Origin of the sequence: Trichocoleus sp. AS-A1 (assembly GCF_039962015.1) — a bacterium.
In the GTDB taxonomy this organism is placed as follows: domain Bacteria; phylum Cyanobacteriota; class Cyanobacteriia; order Cyanobacteriales; family FACHB-T130; genus FACHB-T130.
In genome coordinates this window covers 86,875-103,157 of record NZ_JAMPKG010000015.1, presented here as the reverse complement: position 1 = coordinate 103,157, position 16,283 = coordinate 86,875, and the positions used below count along the sequence as shown (strand labels likewise).

Here is a 16,283-nt window from a genome sequence, read left to right as displayed (position 1 = left end):
ACTCATAGGTTTTTTAATAAATCTTTACAAGAGACTCGTGGCAGAATGAAAGAAGAAAAAATACCTAATGGGTTGCAACAGAAGGAGACCAGAGATGGTAGCGCTCACCGACCGAACCCAAAAACGCCTCACCATGCAGACCGGCGAAATCGCCCCTGACACGACAACGATTCGCTCGCTTGACTGGGATCGCGATCGCTTCGACATTGAATTTGGGCTGCAAAACGGCACCACCTATAATTCCTTCATCATTCGGGGTGAGCAGACGGCTTTAGTGGATACCTCCCATGAAAAGTTCCGCCAGCTATATCTGGATGCATTACATGGACTCATCGACCCAAAAGAAATTGATTACCTGATTATCAGCCACACCGAGCCAGACCATAGCGGATTAGTCAAAGACATCTTGAAACTGGCTCCCCAGGTAACGGTGGTTGGGTCAAAAGTCGCAATCCAGTTTATCGAAGATTTTGTGCATCAGCCGTTTGAGCGGCGAATCGTCAAAAATGGCGACAAGTTGGATTTAGGCAACGGACACGAATTGGAATTCGTGATTGCTCCCAACTTGCACTGGCCCGACACGATTTTCACCTTCGACCACAAAACCCAAATCCTGTATACTTGCGACGCCTTTGGCTTGCACTATTGCTCGGATAGCACCTTCGATGAAGATTTAGCCGCCATCGAAGCCGATTATCGCTTTTACTACGAATGTCTGATGGCTCCGAATGCCCGTTCCGTGCTATCTGCACTGAAACGGATGGGAGAACTCCCAGAAGTTAGTACCATCGCCACTGGACACGGCCCGCTGCTACGCCACAACGTCGTGGAACTGACAGGACGTTATCGCCAGTGGAGTCAAGCTCAAACCAAGGGCGAGACGACAGTAGCGGTATTTTACGTCTCCGATTACGGGTATAGCGATCGCCTTTCCCAATCTCTCGCCAAAGGCATCACCAAAACAGGCGTCGCCGTCGAGACACTCGACCTGAAATCCGCCGATCCTCAGGAGGTGCAAGAACTGGTAGGGCGTTCATCTGGGTTAGTCATTGCCACACCCCCAGCCGCCTCTGCCGCCGCCCAAGCTGCGATTGGCACCGTTTTAGCCGCTGCTAAGGAAAAACAAGTAGTCGGGATTCTGGAGTCCTACGGAGGAGATGACGAACCCGTCGATCCGCTGGTGAGTAAATTTAGAGAGTTAGGGCTGACAGTCGCATTTCCAGCAATTCGGATTAAAGATACACCCGGAGAAGCCACCTATCAGTTGTGTGAAGAAGCGGGTACAGACTTAGGACAATTGCTCACCCGCGATCGCAACATCAAACAGATTAAATCTCTTGATGCCGATTTAGAAAAAGCGCTGGGACGCATCAGTGGTGGACTCTACATCATCACTGCCAAAAAAGGCGAAGTCAACGGTGCCATGTTAGCCTCCTGGGTGGCACAAGCCAGCTTCCAACCACTAGGATTCACAATCGCTGTCGCAAAAGACCGGGCAATTGAGTCCATGATGCAAGTAGGCGATCGCTTTGTCCTCAACGTCTTAGAAGAAGGAAATTATCAAAATTTGATGCGGCATTTTTTAAAACGATTCCCCCCTGGCGCGGATCGATTTGCCGGGATCAAATCTCAGCCTGCGGAGAATGGTTCCCCAATTCTGACGGAAGCCCTCGCATACATGGAGTGTGAAGTCTCTAGCCGCATGGAATGCAGCGATCATTGGATAGTTTACAGCACCGTTCAATCCGGTCGCGTCTCCAAACCCGACGCCCTCACAGCGGTTCACCATCGCAAGATCGGAAATTATTATTAACGCTCTTGATGCGCCAAGGTTAGCGCTCTCGGTACGCAAAGAAGCAGCTTTAACTTTGCGTATGAGAGTGTACCTTTGCGTTTAAAAAATTACCGTTTTAACTTATGATGACAGCCACAAAACCCCGCGATGTTCAGGTTCTCCCGATTGGTGCAGATACAACTGTGTTGCGATCGCGCACTTGGGACAGACTTAAGTTTGAAATCGAATATGCTCTACAACGGGGCACAACGGCGAATTCTTATGTGATTCAAGCGGATAAAACAGCGCTCATCGATCCGCCGGGAGAATCATTTACAGGCATTTTTCTGTCCGCTTTACAGCAGCGATTTGACTTAAAAAAGCTGGATTACGTGATTTTAGGACACGTCAACCCCAACCGAGTTTTTACGCTGAATGCTTTACTAAAACTGGCTCCTCAAATTACTTTTGTTTGCTCGAATCCAGGGTCAATTCTGCTGCGAAATCTTTTTGAAAACACTTTCCCAGAGACTTTACAAGAACACAATCTACAAATTGCCATAATGCGAGGGGAAGAAACCCTCGATTTAGGCAAAGGTCATCACTTACAATTTATCCCCACGCCTAGTCCCCGTTGGCCTGACGCCCTTTGCACCCACGACTCCCTAACCGAAATTTTGTATACGGATAAGCTTTTCGGGGCGCACGTCTGTGGCGATCAGGTGTTTGATGAAGGGTGGACGGTGTTTAGCGAAGATCGGCGCTACTATTACGATTGCCTGATGGCTCCCCACGCTCGGCAAGTCGAAACAGCGCTAGACAAACTGACACAGGATTTGCCAGCCAGACTCTATGCGACGGGTCATGGCCCCTTGGTGCGCTACAGTCTGATCCCGCTGACTCAAGCTTATCGGCAATGGAACCAGCAGCAAAGGGCAACTGAAACAAGCGTGGCGCTGCTCTATGCTTCAGCTTATGGGAATACGGCAACCTTGGCGCAAGCGATCGCTAGTGGTATTACCAAAGCAGGCGTTGCTGTCGAATCAATTAACTGCGAATTTGCCGAACCCTCGGAAATTCAAGAAGCTGTAGAAAAATCAGATGGGTTTATCATGGGTTCTCCTACCCTCGGCGGTCATGCTCCCACGCCGATTCAAACTGCCTTGGGCATTGTCCTATCCAACGCGAGCAAAGGCAAGCTGGCGGGTGTTTTTGGTTCTTATGGCTGGAGTGGGGAAGCGATCGATCTACTAGAAGGCAAGTTAAAAGATGCTGGATATCGCTTTGGCTTCGACCCGATTCGAGTCAAATTTAAACCCACCGAGGTGACGCTGAAATATTGCGAAGAAGCCGGGACAGACTTCGCCCAAGCGTTGAAAAAAGCTAAAAAAGCAAAAATGGCTCGACAACAGTTAAGCGTGCAACCGATTTCACCTTCGCAATCTGCCAGGATCGAACAAGCGGTGGGGCATCTGGTTGGCTCTCTTTCCGTTGTAACAACGAAACAAGGCGAACTCAGCGGGGCGATGTTGGCTTCTTGGGTGTCTCAGGCAACTTTTAATCCCCCCGGTTTAACCATTGCTGTCGCCAAGGATCGAGCGATTGAATCGCTGATGCATTCTGGCGGAAAATTTGTTTTAAATATTTTGGGAGAAGGCAAGCACATCGGCTTGATGAAGCATTTTCTCAAACCTTTTGGTCCCGGTGAAGACCGATTTGCGGGTGTCGCTACGCAAGACGCCCAAAATGGTTGTCCGATTCTCACCGATGCCCTTGCTTATCTGGAATGTACTGCCCGCAACCGGATGGAATGTGGCGATCACTGGTTGGTCTACGCTGTGGTGGAAAATGGCAAGGTGTTACAGCAGGAAGGCGTCACCGCCGTTCATCACCGAAAATCGGGTAGCCATTATTAAATAACGCCCAGTGCATAACGCCCAGTGCAACTTTTTCTGAGCAACCGATTTATCAGAAGTTTGGAGAGGGAAATCTCACTCGAATGAGTGGGGAAGACATCCCGAAAGTTGCACAACGTTTTAACTAATAATTAATTGGGCATTGCTATTGTGCTGTAAGTTGTTAGCGTGGAAGATAGCGATCGCTATCTTTGGATCTGCTGGCTCAGTATTTTTTCAAAGTAAAGGAGACAACATAGCGGGCGCTGACGGCTTCCGCCAAGTGCGATCGCTAAAGCTTACTGCTAGAGCCGAAAGGCTTGAAGGGTTGAAATGGCGCTATTTGAGACTGCTCAAAACAACTTTCGACACAGGCTAACTCGTGCGATCGCGTTGCCGTTGATTTTGATGCTAGTGCTCTCCGGCATCTTATTTTTGCAGCTCAACCACCTACTTTCGGTGACGCGGTGGGTTGACCACACCGATCGAGTCATTGCCCAAGCAAACTATACTCAGAGACTGCTGTTAGATATGGAAAGCGGGATACGCGGGTATCTCGTCACCGGCAATCCGAGTTTTCTAGCGCCTTACCAAGCGTCAAGTTTGTTAATCGATCCTGCCTTTAATGACTTGCGTTCTTTAATTTCGGACAACCCGCGTCAAATTCAGCGCCTCAAAGAGTTGCGGGCAATTTATGAACAGTGGAATCGATATGCCCCCTCCCAGATCGCTCGCAAGCAGCGCAATAGCAATTATGAATTCTCTGTGTTTAACACTCGTAGACAGCTGATGGATGCGATGCGGGTTCAGCTTGCCTCGTTCATCAGAACCGAGGAGGTGCTGCGGGATGTTCGCACTGACAACGCTCAAAAAACAACCTATCTGACGATTGGTAGCACTCTCGGCTTAACGGTTGGGTTGGGAAGCCTGCTGGCATTGTTCACCAGCCGTCAGTTGATGGGAGTGGCAAAAACCTACAAACACGCCCTCGCGATCGCCCAAGAGCAAACAAACGCGCTGCGTCGATCTGCTCAGCGGTTGGAAGCATTGCATGAGATCGACCAGGCGATTCTGGCAGCACATTCACGGGCAGCACTTGTTCGCGCGGCATTGTCGCGGATGCGGCGCTTAGTGCCCTGCCAGCAATCTTTTGTGGTGTTGTTTAACTTTGAAACTGGCGTTGCCCAGGTGATAGCCGGAAGTGTCAACGGAGATTTGTGGTTCAAAGAAGGCGCTACGCTTCCCATTGACGATTTTGTGCCTGGATTTGTCTTAGGGCAACAGAGAATTTATTCTCTAGAGAACGCGGCACTCAATCGTTGTCCGCCTGCCATGAAGCGAATGGGGGAAGGGCAAAGCAGCTGCATGACTGTACCCCTGCGGGTCGAAGAAAATCTGCTCGGCGAACTGATTCTAAGTGCCACGGAACCGGCAACGTTTAATCCGGAACACCAAGAGATTGCCACTGAGGTTGCCAACCAACTTGCGATCGCAATGCAGCAAGCTGAGTTACGAGAACAGCTCGAACAGAACAATGCACAACTAGAGCAGCGCGTTAGCGATCGCACTGTCCAATTGCAGGAAGCAAATGCTGAATTAGAAGCGTTTGCCTATTCCGTTTCCCACGACCTCCGTGCGCCATTGCGTGCTATGCAGGGTTTCAGTCACGCTTTGTTAGAAGACTATAGCGACTCCTTAGATACCATCGGGCAAGATTATGCCCAGCGCATTATTACGGCTTCTCAGCGCATGGATACCTTAATCCAGGATCTGCTCGACTATAGTCGCCTCAGCCGCACGGAGATCCGTCTCCAGCCGATTTCCCTAGAAACGTTGGTGCTGGAAGTTCTTGCTCAACTAGAGCCAGAAGTGCGGCAAAAACAAGTCCAAGTGACAGTAGAACCACCGCTGCCTCAAATCGTTGGGCATCGCACCACCTTGATTCAAGTCTTGACAAATTTGCTAAATAATGCAATAAAATTTATCGCTCCTGGAGTCCAACCGCAGGTGCGAGTATGGGCAGAAGTTAGGGAGAGAGGGGAAGCCGAGGAACAGGGTATTGTAGAGACAAGGGTAGAGACCAGAGCGATCGCGTCTACAGCCGAAGAGCCAGAGAGTAATCAACCTTCAGCAACTTCCCAATTTTGGGTACGCTTGTGGATAGAAGACAACGGCATCGGCATTGCTCCAGAACATCAACAACGCATTTTTCGCGTCTTCGAGCGCCTACACGGAATTGAAAGTTACCCCGGCACTGGCATTGGGTTGGCAATTGTGCGGAAAGGGTTAGAACGCATGGGAGGTCATGCCGGAGTCGAGTCGCAAGCTGGTGAGGGAAGCAGATTTTGGATAGACCTGCCCAAGGCTAGAGACGAATGTTGAACGCGTCTAACTATACTATTTTGCTGGTGGAAGACGACTCCAATGACATTTTCCTGATCCAGCGAGCTTTTCGGAAAGCTAACCTGCTTAACCCATTGCAAGTGGTGGAAAATGGGGAGGCAGCCGTGTTTTACCTTGCGGGCGAACCGCCTTACACCGATCGCGATCGCTACCCCCTACCCGTTTTGATCCTGCTAGACCTGAAACTCCCTCGCAAGTCGGGTCTTGAGGTGCTGGAATGGTTACGGCAGCAGCCAGACCTGAAGCGCCTGCCGGTTGTTGTTCTAACTTCCTCCGAGGAAAATCGCGACATCAACCAAGCCTATGACCTGGGAGCCAACTCTTACTTGGTTAAACCAGTTGCTTTTGAAGCGTTGCTGGATATGGTGAAAACACTGAATTCATATTGGCTCATTTTCAACCAGAAGCCAAAATTAGAGGAGAGTTGAAAGTTGGAAAGACTTTGAAAGCTGAAAGCTTAAATCTTCAACCCTTTCAACCTTCCAACTAAATAGCGGATATGAGCCAGACCTTACGTATTTTACTGATCGATGACAACCCTGATGATCGCCTCCTAGCAGCTCGTCAGCTCAGCCGAGCCTTTTCCGATCTCCAAATTCAGGAGATAGCAGAAATCAATGCCTTGAACCAGGCACTTGCGGCAGATGGCTTCGATGCCGTTGTCACTGACTATCAACTGCGCTGGAGTGATGGTCTAACGGTTCTGCGTGCCGTTAAAGATCGGTATCCCGACTGCCCCGTGGTGATGTTTACCAATACAGGCAGCGAAGAGATTGCTGTAGAAGCGATGAAGGCGGGGCTGTCCGACTACGTTCTGAAGTTGCCCAAATATTACAACCGTCTGCCTGCTGCGGTGCAGTTAGCCTTAGAACGAGCCGAAACTCAGCGAAGAGCCGCTCGTCTGGAAGCGCATCGGCAAGCTTTGAGCGAGGTATCGCGAGCTTTTGCTGAGAAAATTCCGGAATTTCAAGCAGTTCTAGAACTGGTCAGTCAGCAAATAGCGCAGCGACTGGGAAATCTGTGCGTAGTTCGCATCCTATCAGATGATGGAAAGTACCTCAACCCGGTAGCAATTTATCATCCAAACCCAGAAGCCCTCGCCTGTTTGCAAGAAACCCTCGCCACGGAGGCACACCGCGTTGATGAGGGTTTGACGGGTCGGGTCTTTAAAACAGGCGAGACGCTACTGATTCCAGTCGTGTCGCCAGAGGAGATACAACCTTTGAGCGAGTCCAAGTATTTGCCCTACCTAGAGCGCTTTGGGATGTACAGCATTTTGATCGCACCCTTAGAGGTACGAGGTCGGCGGATTGGGACTTTATTCGTTTCGCGCGATCGCCCCGGATACTCCTATACTCGTGATGACCAATTCTTTCTGCAAGACCTCGCGGATCGGGCTGCTTTGGCAATTGACAATGCCCGACTCTACCGGGAAGCTCAGGAAGCCAACCACCTCAAGGACGAGTTCCTGGCAACCCTGTCTCACGAACTCCGCACCCCCCTGAACTCTATCCTCGGATGGGCAACGCTACTCCGCAATCAGAAGCTAACTCCCACTGTTATCAGTCGTGCCCTTGAGAGTATCGAACGCAACGCCAAGGCGCAGGTAAAACTCACCGATGAAATTCTAGATGTCTCGCGGATTATTCGGGGCAAGCTACACCTGAATATTCGCTCGATCGAGCTGATACCTATCATTGATGAAGCGATTAATATCTTGCGTCCGGCAGCGGATGCCAAGGGGATTCGAGTCAAGGCGGTACTAGACCGCTCAGTCGGCTTGGTCGCTGCCGATCCAGATCGCTTGCAGCAAGTCGTTTGGAATCTACTCTCCAACGCCATCAAGTTCACATCAGAAGGCGGGCAAATTGAGGTGCGGCTGGAGAGGGTTGAGGGAAAACTCGAAGAAAAAGTTGAAGTGCAACCCACGAACTCTCCACCTAATAACCCGCAACCTTCAACTTTCTTTGCCCAAATCCAAATTAGCGACACAGGCATGGGCATTAGCCCCGACTTTCTGCCCTATGCGTTTGACCGCTTTCGTCAAGCTGACGCGAGTACCACGCGATCGCATGGAGGATTAGGACTTGGATTAGCGATTGTGCGTCACTTGGTGGAATTGCACGGTGGCACCGTTCATGCTGCTAGTCTCGGAATCGGGCAGGGAGCAACGTTTACAGTGCTTCTACCACTTTTTGATAAAAGTCGAGAAACCGAGGGGCAGGAGCGCCGGGGGGCAGAGGAGCCGGGGAGCGGGGAAGCTAAGGAGAAGGTAGCACAAGCACCTCAACTCCTGAGCGGATTGCAGGTTCTAGTTGTGGATGATGATACGGATACACGCGAATTGATCGCCCTCGTGCTTGAAGAGTCTGGGGCAAAAGTGAAAGCGATCGCATCCGTAGCCGAGGCGTTAGAAGTCCTTCGTAGCTGGCAGCCCGATTTGCTGGTGAGTGATATTGGAATGCCAGAGGAAGATGGCTACGCCCTCATCGGCAAGATGAGAACTCTGGAAGAAAAAACCGGAAAACAAATTCCAGCCCTAGCGCTGACCGCCTACGCTAGGGAGGAAGATAAAAACCGCGCCCTGAAGGCAGGGTTTCAAATGTATCAGTCTAAGCCCGTCGAGCCTGATGATTTAGTGGCGGCGGTGGCACTTCTGGCTGGGTGTGCAGGTTAAGTCTAGCTAAGGCGCTTTTCTAGATATTGACCGATCATTTGCTGTTCTCCGGCACGGGAGATGATCGTTTGCCGGGTGCGGTAGCTTCGACCAATCAGTTTTAATTCTTCTTCAAATGAAGAATCTCTGTACTCTGTCCGCAAGCACAAAGTTTTGGGATTGGGGAAATAATACTCAGCCGTGACGGGTTTCGGAGTGGCAAAGCCGCGATCGCGATAGAGTGTGGTTCCTAATGCGCCAAATAGTGTCGAACCTTTCGACTCTTTGCGGTTTGTGACTGAGTTTGTGCTGTTCCACTCTACATAGGAACCACAAATCAGCGCTGCTGGATCTTCCAGCTGGTGTAACTCTGCCAAATGTAGCAATTCCGAGCTTCCCTGTTCCAGAAACCGGACGGTAATCAGACTCACCATCTCCTTGGTTTCTCCATCCGGCAGCGTATAGTAGCGTCTTTCAGAGTGCCATTTGCCCTCTGATTCCTGAAAAAACGCTGCAATTAAAGATTCTTCATTGGTTTGGGCAAGTTGTCTTAGTGTTGTCACCAGTACCAGTCCTCATATGAATTGAAAATAAAGTTCTTGCAAGCGTCAATTTTTGCTTGGTAGCTATGGGACTTATCACCCTTTTATTTGACCTTTATGCAAGCAATCTGATGAACGGTTGTGCAAGTCGCGGTTTCTAGTGACACCCGATCTGGGTACAGTTGAGCGCCACTATATCGGGTCAGCTATCTGGCACTTAGCTGACGTACCACCTTGGCTAGAGTGGTAAGCCTGCCAAAATGCAAGTTACTGTTAACAATCTTAATAATAATAGATGATAGCTAAAAATACTTACTAGCGGCTCTGTCATCCGGAAGAATCTTAGAACCGTCTATCCCATAAGGGCACGACGAAAGGTGGAAAAGCTTTCGAGAGAGATGATCGCGGTTTTCAGTTGAGTGTAATACTTGGAACCTCACCCCCAAATCCTCTCCGTGAACGGAGAGGGGCGAAGAGGGAACCCCTCCTCGTGAACGGGGAGGGGCTGGGGTGGGGTTAAAATGTACGGCATCCAATCGAGAATAGCTATCTAGCAATCTATATTTGAGTTGTGAGCCAAGCGATCGCGGACATTCGCCTCAGATGTCGCCCACTGGACGATCGCTTGGGTTAAGCCGTCTAACGTGTATTCCGGGGCTTCTACATCCACTCGCCCCAGTAGAGAAAGACAGGTTTTAGAAGTTTGAGGGCCAATCGAGGCGATACAAACACCTTGTAAGGGCAATTTATCGATTTCACCCACTAATTGACCAAAAAATTGCACGGTTTTAGAACTTGCAAAAGTAATCACATCTACTGCTTGTCGTTGGAGGGCATCTAAGGCGGCGGGTGCGATCGCTTTCGGACACTGAGATTGATAAGCCGCCACTTCGATTACTTCTGCACCTTGGGCGGTTAATTCCTTAACTAAGACTTCTCTTCCACCCGTTTCCACTCTAGGAAAGAGAATTTTCTTGCCTCCTAACGATTCTGGAAAGTATTCAACTAGCGAATCTGCAACAAAATCTGGGGGAATAAAATCAGGTTGTAAGCCTTGCTGCCTGAGACTCTGGGCGGTTTTCTTCCCGACAACGGCAATTTTGACCCCGGCTAAGGCACGGGCATCTTGATTTTGCGCTTCCAGCCGTTCAAAAAAGTAATCAACCCCGTTGCTGGAAGTGAGAATTAACCAGCCGAAATCGGATAAATGCGCGATCGCATTATCCAATTCTTCCCAACTGGAAGGAGGAGTAATTTCCAGCGTCGGCATCTCAATCACCGTTGCGCCTTCTTCTTGGAGACGCACGCAAAACTCACCCGATTGTCCTGCGGCGCGTGTCACCAGGATAGTTTTCCCAGCTAGCGGTTGGGAAGAGTTTTGAGTCGTTAGAGACGAGGTTTTCTGAGAACTGTGGCTTCCCATAGGTATGTCTGATAAACTCACCCCTGCGGATTGGGTTGAAGATGCTGATGATTGTACGGGCGGATTTAGGCGTCGATCTGAGACGACTGGTGCATCTGGCGATCGCAAGTATTCTCTCAAACCGACGACTTCCCCGATGGTAATGACGCTGGGAGAGAGAGATTCACCCCTAGTTTGCTCAACGATAGTGCCCAGCGTAGCTGTCCAGACTTGTTGTTGAGGCGTTCCCGCCCAACGAATCGCAGCGACGGGAGTAGAAAGCGATCGCCCATATCGATGCAACTGATAGACAATTTCACCGAGATTGCGCCCACCCATCAAGATTACCAGCGTTTCCATCCGCGCCAGCGCTTCCCAGTCCAAAACCTCTGGCTCATGGGCAGTAATCACCGTAAAACCTCGGCTCATCACCGGATCTGTTAGCGGAATCCCCGCCAGCAACGGTGCTGCCAGTGCTGAAGAAATCCCCGGTACGACTTCAAAAGGACAGCCAGCGGCAATTAATGCCTGAATTTCGGAAGTAGAACGCCCGAAAATAAACGGATCGCCACTTTTTAGCCGCACGACTTGCTTTCCCTGCTGACAGTGTTCTACCAGCAGTTGGTTAATTTCAGCTTGCGGTGTGCTGGGTTGTCCACCGCGTTTGCCCACATCCAACTTCAGGCAACTGTCTGGCACCAACTCCAACAACTGGGCATCTACGAGGGCATCGTAGACTAACACCTGTACCTCAACGAGTAGATGTTGCGCCCTGACGGTGAGGTAAGCAACATCTCCCGGCCCTGCCCCCACCAGATATACTTTTCCGGTACGCTCAGTCATGATTTGGCTGCGCTCAAATGAATTTGAAGCTTATTTCGGGGTGTCCATTTCCTGGATGAGTTGATCGAGTTGTTGTTGCTCGGTTGTACCCGCTTTATATAAGTTTCTAGCTTTTTGAAGAATTGCGATCGCTTCCTCGATTTTGTCTTGTTTAATCAGCGTGTCTCCCAACCTTAAATAAGCATCGACATTTTTGGGCGATCGCTCAATCAATTCCCGATATATCGGCGTTGCCTCGTCAATCTTATCTTGCGCCATTAGCGCATTTCCCAACAGCAATCGCGCCATGTCATTGGTGCGGTGCCGCTCAATCACTTGGCGAAAAGCTGCCTCTGCACCCGCATAATCTTTTTCTTTATAAAGTGTCACTCCTTTTTTAAAAAAGTTTGAAGCGACGAATGTCTTCCCCAAGAAAAAACCCAGGAGAGTCAGACTAATCCCGACAACAGCGACAGCCAGAAAATAAGTTAGTTGAGATGTTTCTGTTTCCACCCTTGGTAGCCCTCCGGCACTTGTGGCACCCCTTTACTTAAGCTTACCCTGACGAGGGTTTTAACCTTTCTTATGCTAAAAGACAGGCAGCGGGGAAAATCAGATATTCTAAGAAAAAGAGTTTCCAAATAAATTGGTAAAAAGATGCGATCGCGCTCTTATCCTGCAAATCTACACTTCTACTTCGCCACCACAGCAACAAGAGTGCGAATACATGAGTAATTATCAAAAATGTGGAATTAACCGCACTTAGGGATAATATCCCAGCCACAATCATGCCCAGGTAGCAGGCCGTAATCACCCAAAGAGAGAGATTAAAGACGGCTGGCTTACCGAGTTGAATCGTAAATGTGTTGATGTTGTACTGCTTATCGCCCTCCATGTCGGGGATGTCTTTAAAGATAGCGATCGCAAACGTAAATACCAACACAAACATCGTCAGCGCCCAGACTGATGCCGGAATCGCTTGACTTTTTTGCAATACCCAATTGAAGTGCAAAAACAGCCCTAAATTGACAATGACTCCGCGCACGGTGAAAATGCACAGCGCTGCCCAAAAGGGAAATCGTTTTAACCGAATTGGTGGCAGAGAATAGGCTGTACCAATGGCTAAACTAACCCCCACCGTGAACAGTAAATATCGTCCCAGAAGCAGCGCCAACAGCAACGCCACACTTCCACTAATGGCGACTATAATTTGAGCTTGCGCCCTAGAAAATTCACCAGCAGCGATGGGCAAATGGGGTTTGTTAATTTTGTCAATTTCCACATCTTCGAGCTGATTTAGCCCGACAATGTAGACATTTCCGCCCAGACAGGCAATCCATGCACCCAAAAACTGTTCGACGCTGGTGACGCCCCCGGAAGCTGTTGCAAGCGCGATCGCGTACAACGCCGTCACGCTCAGGCTGGTGCCAATAATCGTATGAGGGCGGGAGAACTTCCATAAGGCGTAGAGCCAGGAACCAGTACGCCGCACCGGGTGGGACTCAGAAGGACTGGTTTTGGGAAGGGAAGACTTTTCAGGAGAAATCTGGCTCATGCGTGCCTGAATGAATACTCAGGCTTGATTTTAAGCAATTTTTGTTCCCAAACGTTATTTCTTAGTCCCACAGAGCAATCCGAATCGAATCAATCCTTGCTCATAGCCCCGGCTCATTAATCCCAGTGAAAGCGCAGCTTGAATCGTTGTCCAGCCGGAGAAAAGCAAACCCAGAACGGCTCTGGGATCGAGCGTCGAATCAATCACAATATCCCAAAATGGTGCAACAGCTTTTGACCAATCTGCCGTGCGAATATTCTCGAAGGAAACTTTGCGAGCTAGCGTTTCATATTCTGGCAGCGAAATCACGTAAGGCAAAGCATACACGCGGTAAATTTCCGCCAGATGTTTCCGCTCATCATCTGTCAGTTGCCCATCTGCGCCCCCAACAGGACGATGACACCACGTTGCCATGAGAAAAGTTCCCCCCGGCTTTAGTACCCGGTAGCACTCCTGCAAGAACTTCTGCTTATTGGGCATATGTTCGCCACTTTCGAGCGACCATACAAAGTCAAAGGAATCGTCAGCGAAGGGCATATTCAGGGCGTCTGCCACCTGGAACGATGTGCGATCGCTTAATCCAGCAATGGCTGCCCGTTCTTTGGCTCTAGTCGCCTGGACGGGACTCAGGGTGATTCCCGTTGCTGCTGCGTTAAATTTTTGCGCCAAGTAAAGAGAACTGCCGCCAATCCCGCAGCCGACATCGAGGATATTGGCGGGGGAGGGTTTTAAACCCCCCTCTAGCGGCACCTCAGCCCACTTGAGCAATTCTTCAATTAAGTCAATTTGCGCTTGCCGCCGGTCTTTTTTCAGAGTACCATCAGCGCCATAGTATCCGTGGTGCATATGTTCGCCCCAAATCCGTTCCCACAGACCGGAGGAAGCGTCGTAGAACTGCTGAATTTGCTGATAAAGAGTTGAAGTCATGAAATTTTCAGGCGGTGTTGCTGAAAATTAGCCTACCAGAACTCGGAAAGCAGTAAGCTCTAAAAAGACTTTTCCTGATAGACCCCTAGACCATGACTGTTGCCCGAACTATTTGCTTGGGATTTCTTGCCCTCGTCACTTTGGGAACGATTTTACTGATGCTGCCGTTTTCAACCAGTGACGGCAGTTGGAGCAATCCGATAATCGCGCTATTTACTGCCACGTCTGCGGTCTGCGTAACTGGTTTATCGGTGGTCGATGTGGGGAAATTTTATTCGTTTTGGGGACAATTGTTCCTTGTCTTGCTGGTTCAGGTAGGCGGATTGGGCTACATGACGGCAACGACGTGCCTGTTGCTGTTGCTAGGACGCAAGTTTGGACTACGAGACAAGATAGCGATTCAACAATCGCTCGACAAGCCAGGATTAGCTGGTGTGGTGGACTTGGTACGCTCAATCATTGCCACGACGCTGATTATTGAAATTACTGGCATCTTTTTACTGATGCTGGTGTTTGTACCCGACTACGGGTTGGATCGCGGTCTTTGGCTATCGATTTTTCATAGTGTGAATGCTTTTAATAATGCAGGCTTTGGCTTGTTTTCAGATAATTTGATGCAATATGTGCGATCGCCTTTGCTCAACCTGATTGTCACTGCCTTGATTATTTTGGGTGGGATTGGCTATGAAGTGATTATGGAAGCGTATTTATGGACGCGCGATCGCTTATCCAAAAGTCAAGCTTGTGTAGTCTTTTCTCTCAATTTTAAGATTGCTACCACGACCACTCTCTTTCTCCTCATCCTGGGAACAATTCTCTTTTTGTTTACAGAATTCAACAATCCACAAACCTTTGGCCCACTTAGTTTCCCCGAGAAGCTTATGGCGGCTTGGTTTCAATCGGTAACACCTCGAACGGCTGGTTTTAATACCATTGATATCGGGAAATTGACCGAAGCGTCTCTTTTTATTACCGTTGCCTTAATGTTTATTGGGACAAATCCTGGCAGTACCGGCGGCGGAATTAAAACCACGACAACAAGGGTCTTACTGAGTTCTACTTTTTCAGCATTACAAGGGAAGGAAGAAGTAGTTTCTTACCAGCGCCAAATCCCGAAGGCGCTAATTGTGAAAGCGACTGGGGTGACAGTTGGTTCGCTTCTGGTGGTCATTGGTTCCACCACTTTAATTGCGATAAGCGATCCACAATTGGCGTTTATCCAAATTTTATTGGAGGTTGTTTCAGCCTTCGCTACTGTTGGACTTTCTACTGGGATTACAGCGAGCATTTCAGTTTTCGCCAAACTGGTATTGATTGCCACCATGTACATCGGTCGGGTGGGAGTTTTGCTCCTGATGTCAGCGATTCTGGGAAATCCCAGTCCCAGCATTATCCGCTATCCGGAGGAGAATTTGTTGGTCGGATAGCGATCGCATTCCCGATGCTTGATAAGCTAGAACCTGAGTAATCTTTAAGCTTTTTGTCAGTTGTTTGTGACCCAATTGCAGCTTGTAGATTAAAAGGTTGAAAGTTAAAAGGTCGGTTTAAACCGACAATTGTTTTCGACGAATGATCCCTAACTCAATGAGTCAGTTCGGAGTTTATTTGTGAACTTATCATCTTTAAACTTTTTTCGCAGTCTCAGCACTAATACCAAGAATCAATTCGCAGTCATTGGGTTAGGTCGTTTTGGTCGTGGCGTCTGCTCGACCTTACACCATCTGGGCTACGAAGTGCTGGGTATTGACGCCGAGGAAAAGAGAGTCGCCCAAGTTTTGACCGATCAAATCGCTTCCCATGCCTTGCAGCTGGACTCGACTGAACCCGCTGCGCTTAAAGAGGGAGGAATTTTTGATTTTGATACGGTCATTGTGGCGATTGGGAATTATCTCGAAGCTAGCGTGGTAACGACCCTGAATCTGAAGGAAGGCGGGGTGACTCATGTGGTAGCAAAAGCATCCTCGGAAATCCATATGAAACTCCTGACAAAAGTCGGGGCAGATCATGTGGTATTTCCAGAGCATGAAATGGGGTGTACGTTAGCGCGATCGCTGACTAAACCAGCTATTTTAGATCGATTCGATCTGGACGTTGATAACAGTATTGTAGAAATTATTATTCCAGACGATTTTCACGGCAAAACCATCTCTGAACTACAACTTCGCAGCCGCTATGGTTTAAATCTGCTAGCAGTCAGTCACAATGGCAAGTTTGAAATTAATCCCAATCCCAACCATCGACTCTATAAGGGAGCCGCAATGGTTGTGATTGGTTCAAACAAGGACATTAATCGCCTACCCATTTAAA

The 16,283-nt window shown here is 49.2% G+C and carries 12 protein-coding genes; 7 read left to right on the top strand and 5 right to left on the bottom strand.

Annotated features, from left to right (window positions below):
• Positions 1-94: 94 nt before the first annotated feature.
• The 5 genes from NC994_RS13585 (at position 95) to NC994_RS13565 (ending at position 8,749) form a co-directional block, all read left to right on the top strand.
• Complete coding sequence (locus NC994_RS13585; RefSeq protein WP_190434152.1) at positions 95-1,813, top strand: diflavin flavoprotein; 1,719 nt, start codon at positions 95-97, stop codon at positions 1,811-1,813.
• Positions 1,814-1,920: 107 nt separating this feature from the next.
• Complete coding sequence (locus NC994_RS13580) at positions 1,921-3,690, top strand: diflavin flavoprotein (RefSeq protein WP_190434204.1); 1,770 nt, start codon at positions 1,921-1,923, stop codon at positions 3,688-3,690.
• A gap of 312 nt (positions 3,691-4,002) precedes the next feature.
• On the top strand, positions 4,003-6,051 hold the full coding sequence (locus tag NC994_RS13575; RefSeq protein WP_190434150.1) for a CHASE3 domain-containing protein: 2,049 nt from the start codon (positions 4,003-4,005) through the stop codon (positions 6,049-6,051).
• The gene (locus NC994_RS13570) at positions 6,045-6,500 is read left to right on the top strand and encodes a response regulator (protein ID WP_190414639.1); all 456 of its coding nucleotides are present in this window, start codon (positions 6,045-6,047) and stop codon (positions 6,498-6,500) included. Before NC994_RS13575 ends, NC994_RS13570 begins: the two co-directional genes overlap by 7 nt.
• A gap of 71 nt (positions 6,501-6,571) precedes the next feature.
• Entirely contained in the window at positions 6,572-8,749 is a 2,178-nt protein-coding gene (locus tag NC994_RS13565) for a response regulator (RefSeq protein ID WP_190434148.1), read from the top strand.
• 2 nt (positions 8,750-8,751) lie between these two features.
• Here NC994_RS13565 and NC994_RS13560 read toward each other — a convergent pair whose 3' ends face one another.
• From NC994_RS13560 to NC994_RS13540, 5 genes are all read right to left on the bottom strand, one after another.
• Positions 8,752-9,291 (bottom strand): phycobiliprotein lyase, encoded by a 540-nt coding sequence (locus NC994_RS13560; protein WP_190427680.1) that lies wholly within the window; start codon positions 9,289-9,291, stop codon positions 8,752-8,754.
• A 529-nt stretch (positions 9,292-9,820) separates the two neighbouring features.
• Entirely contained in the window at positions 9,821-11,515 is a 1,695-nt protein-coding gene (gene cobA, locus NC994_RS13555) for a uroporphyrinogen-III C-methyltransferase (RefSeq protein WP_190434146.1), read from the bottom strand.
• A gap of 30 nt (positions 11,516-11,545) precedes the next feature.
• Positions 11,546-12,007, bottom strand: coding sequence for a tetratricopeptide repeat protein (locus NC994_RS13550; RefSeq protein WP_190434144.1), 462 nt, complete (start codon positions 12,005-12,007; stop codon positions 11,546-11,548).
• A gap of 70 nt (positions 12,008-12,077) precedes the next feature.
• Positions 12,078-13,049, bottom strand: a complete 972-nt coding sequence (locus tag NC994_RS13545) for a homogentisate phytyltransferase (protein WP_190434142.1) — start codon at positions 13,047-13,049, stop codon at positions 12,078-12,080.
• A 54-nt stretch (positions 13,050-13,103) separates the two neighbouring features.
• Positions 13,104-13,976: a methyltransferase domain-containing protein gene (locus NC994_RS13540; RefSeq protein WP_190434140.1), complete on the bottom strand. Its 873-nt coding sequence runs from the start codon at positions 13,974-13,976 to the stop codon at positions 13,104-13,106.
• Positions 13,977-14,068: 92 nt separating this feature from the next.
• On the opposite strand from NC994_RS13540, the gene NC994_RS13535 reads away from it, so the two are divergent.
• The gene (locus NC994_RS13535) at positions 14,069-15,403 is read left to right on the top strand and encodes a TrkH family potassium uptake protein (RefSeq protein WP_190414646.1); all 1,335 of its coding nucleotides are present in this window, start codon (positions 14,069-14,071) and stop codon (positions 15,401-15,403) included.
• Positions 15,404-15,583: 180 nt separating this feature from the next.
• Complete coding sequence (locus NC994_RS13530) at positions 15,584-16,282, top strand: NAD-binding protein (protein ID WP_190414647.1); 699 nt, start codon at positions 15,584-15,586, stop codon at positions 16,280-16,282.
• Position 16,283: the final 1 nt, after the last annotated feature.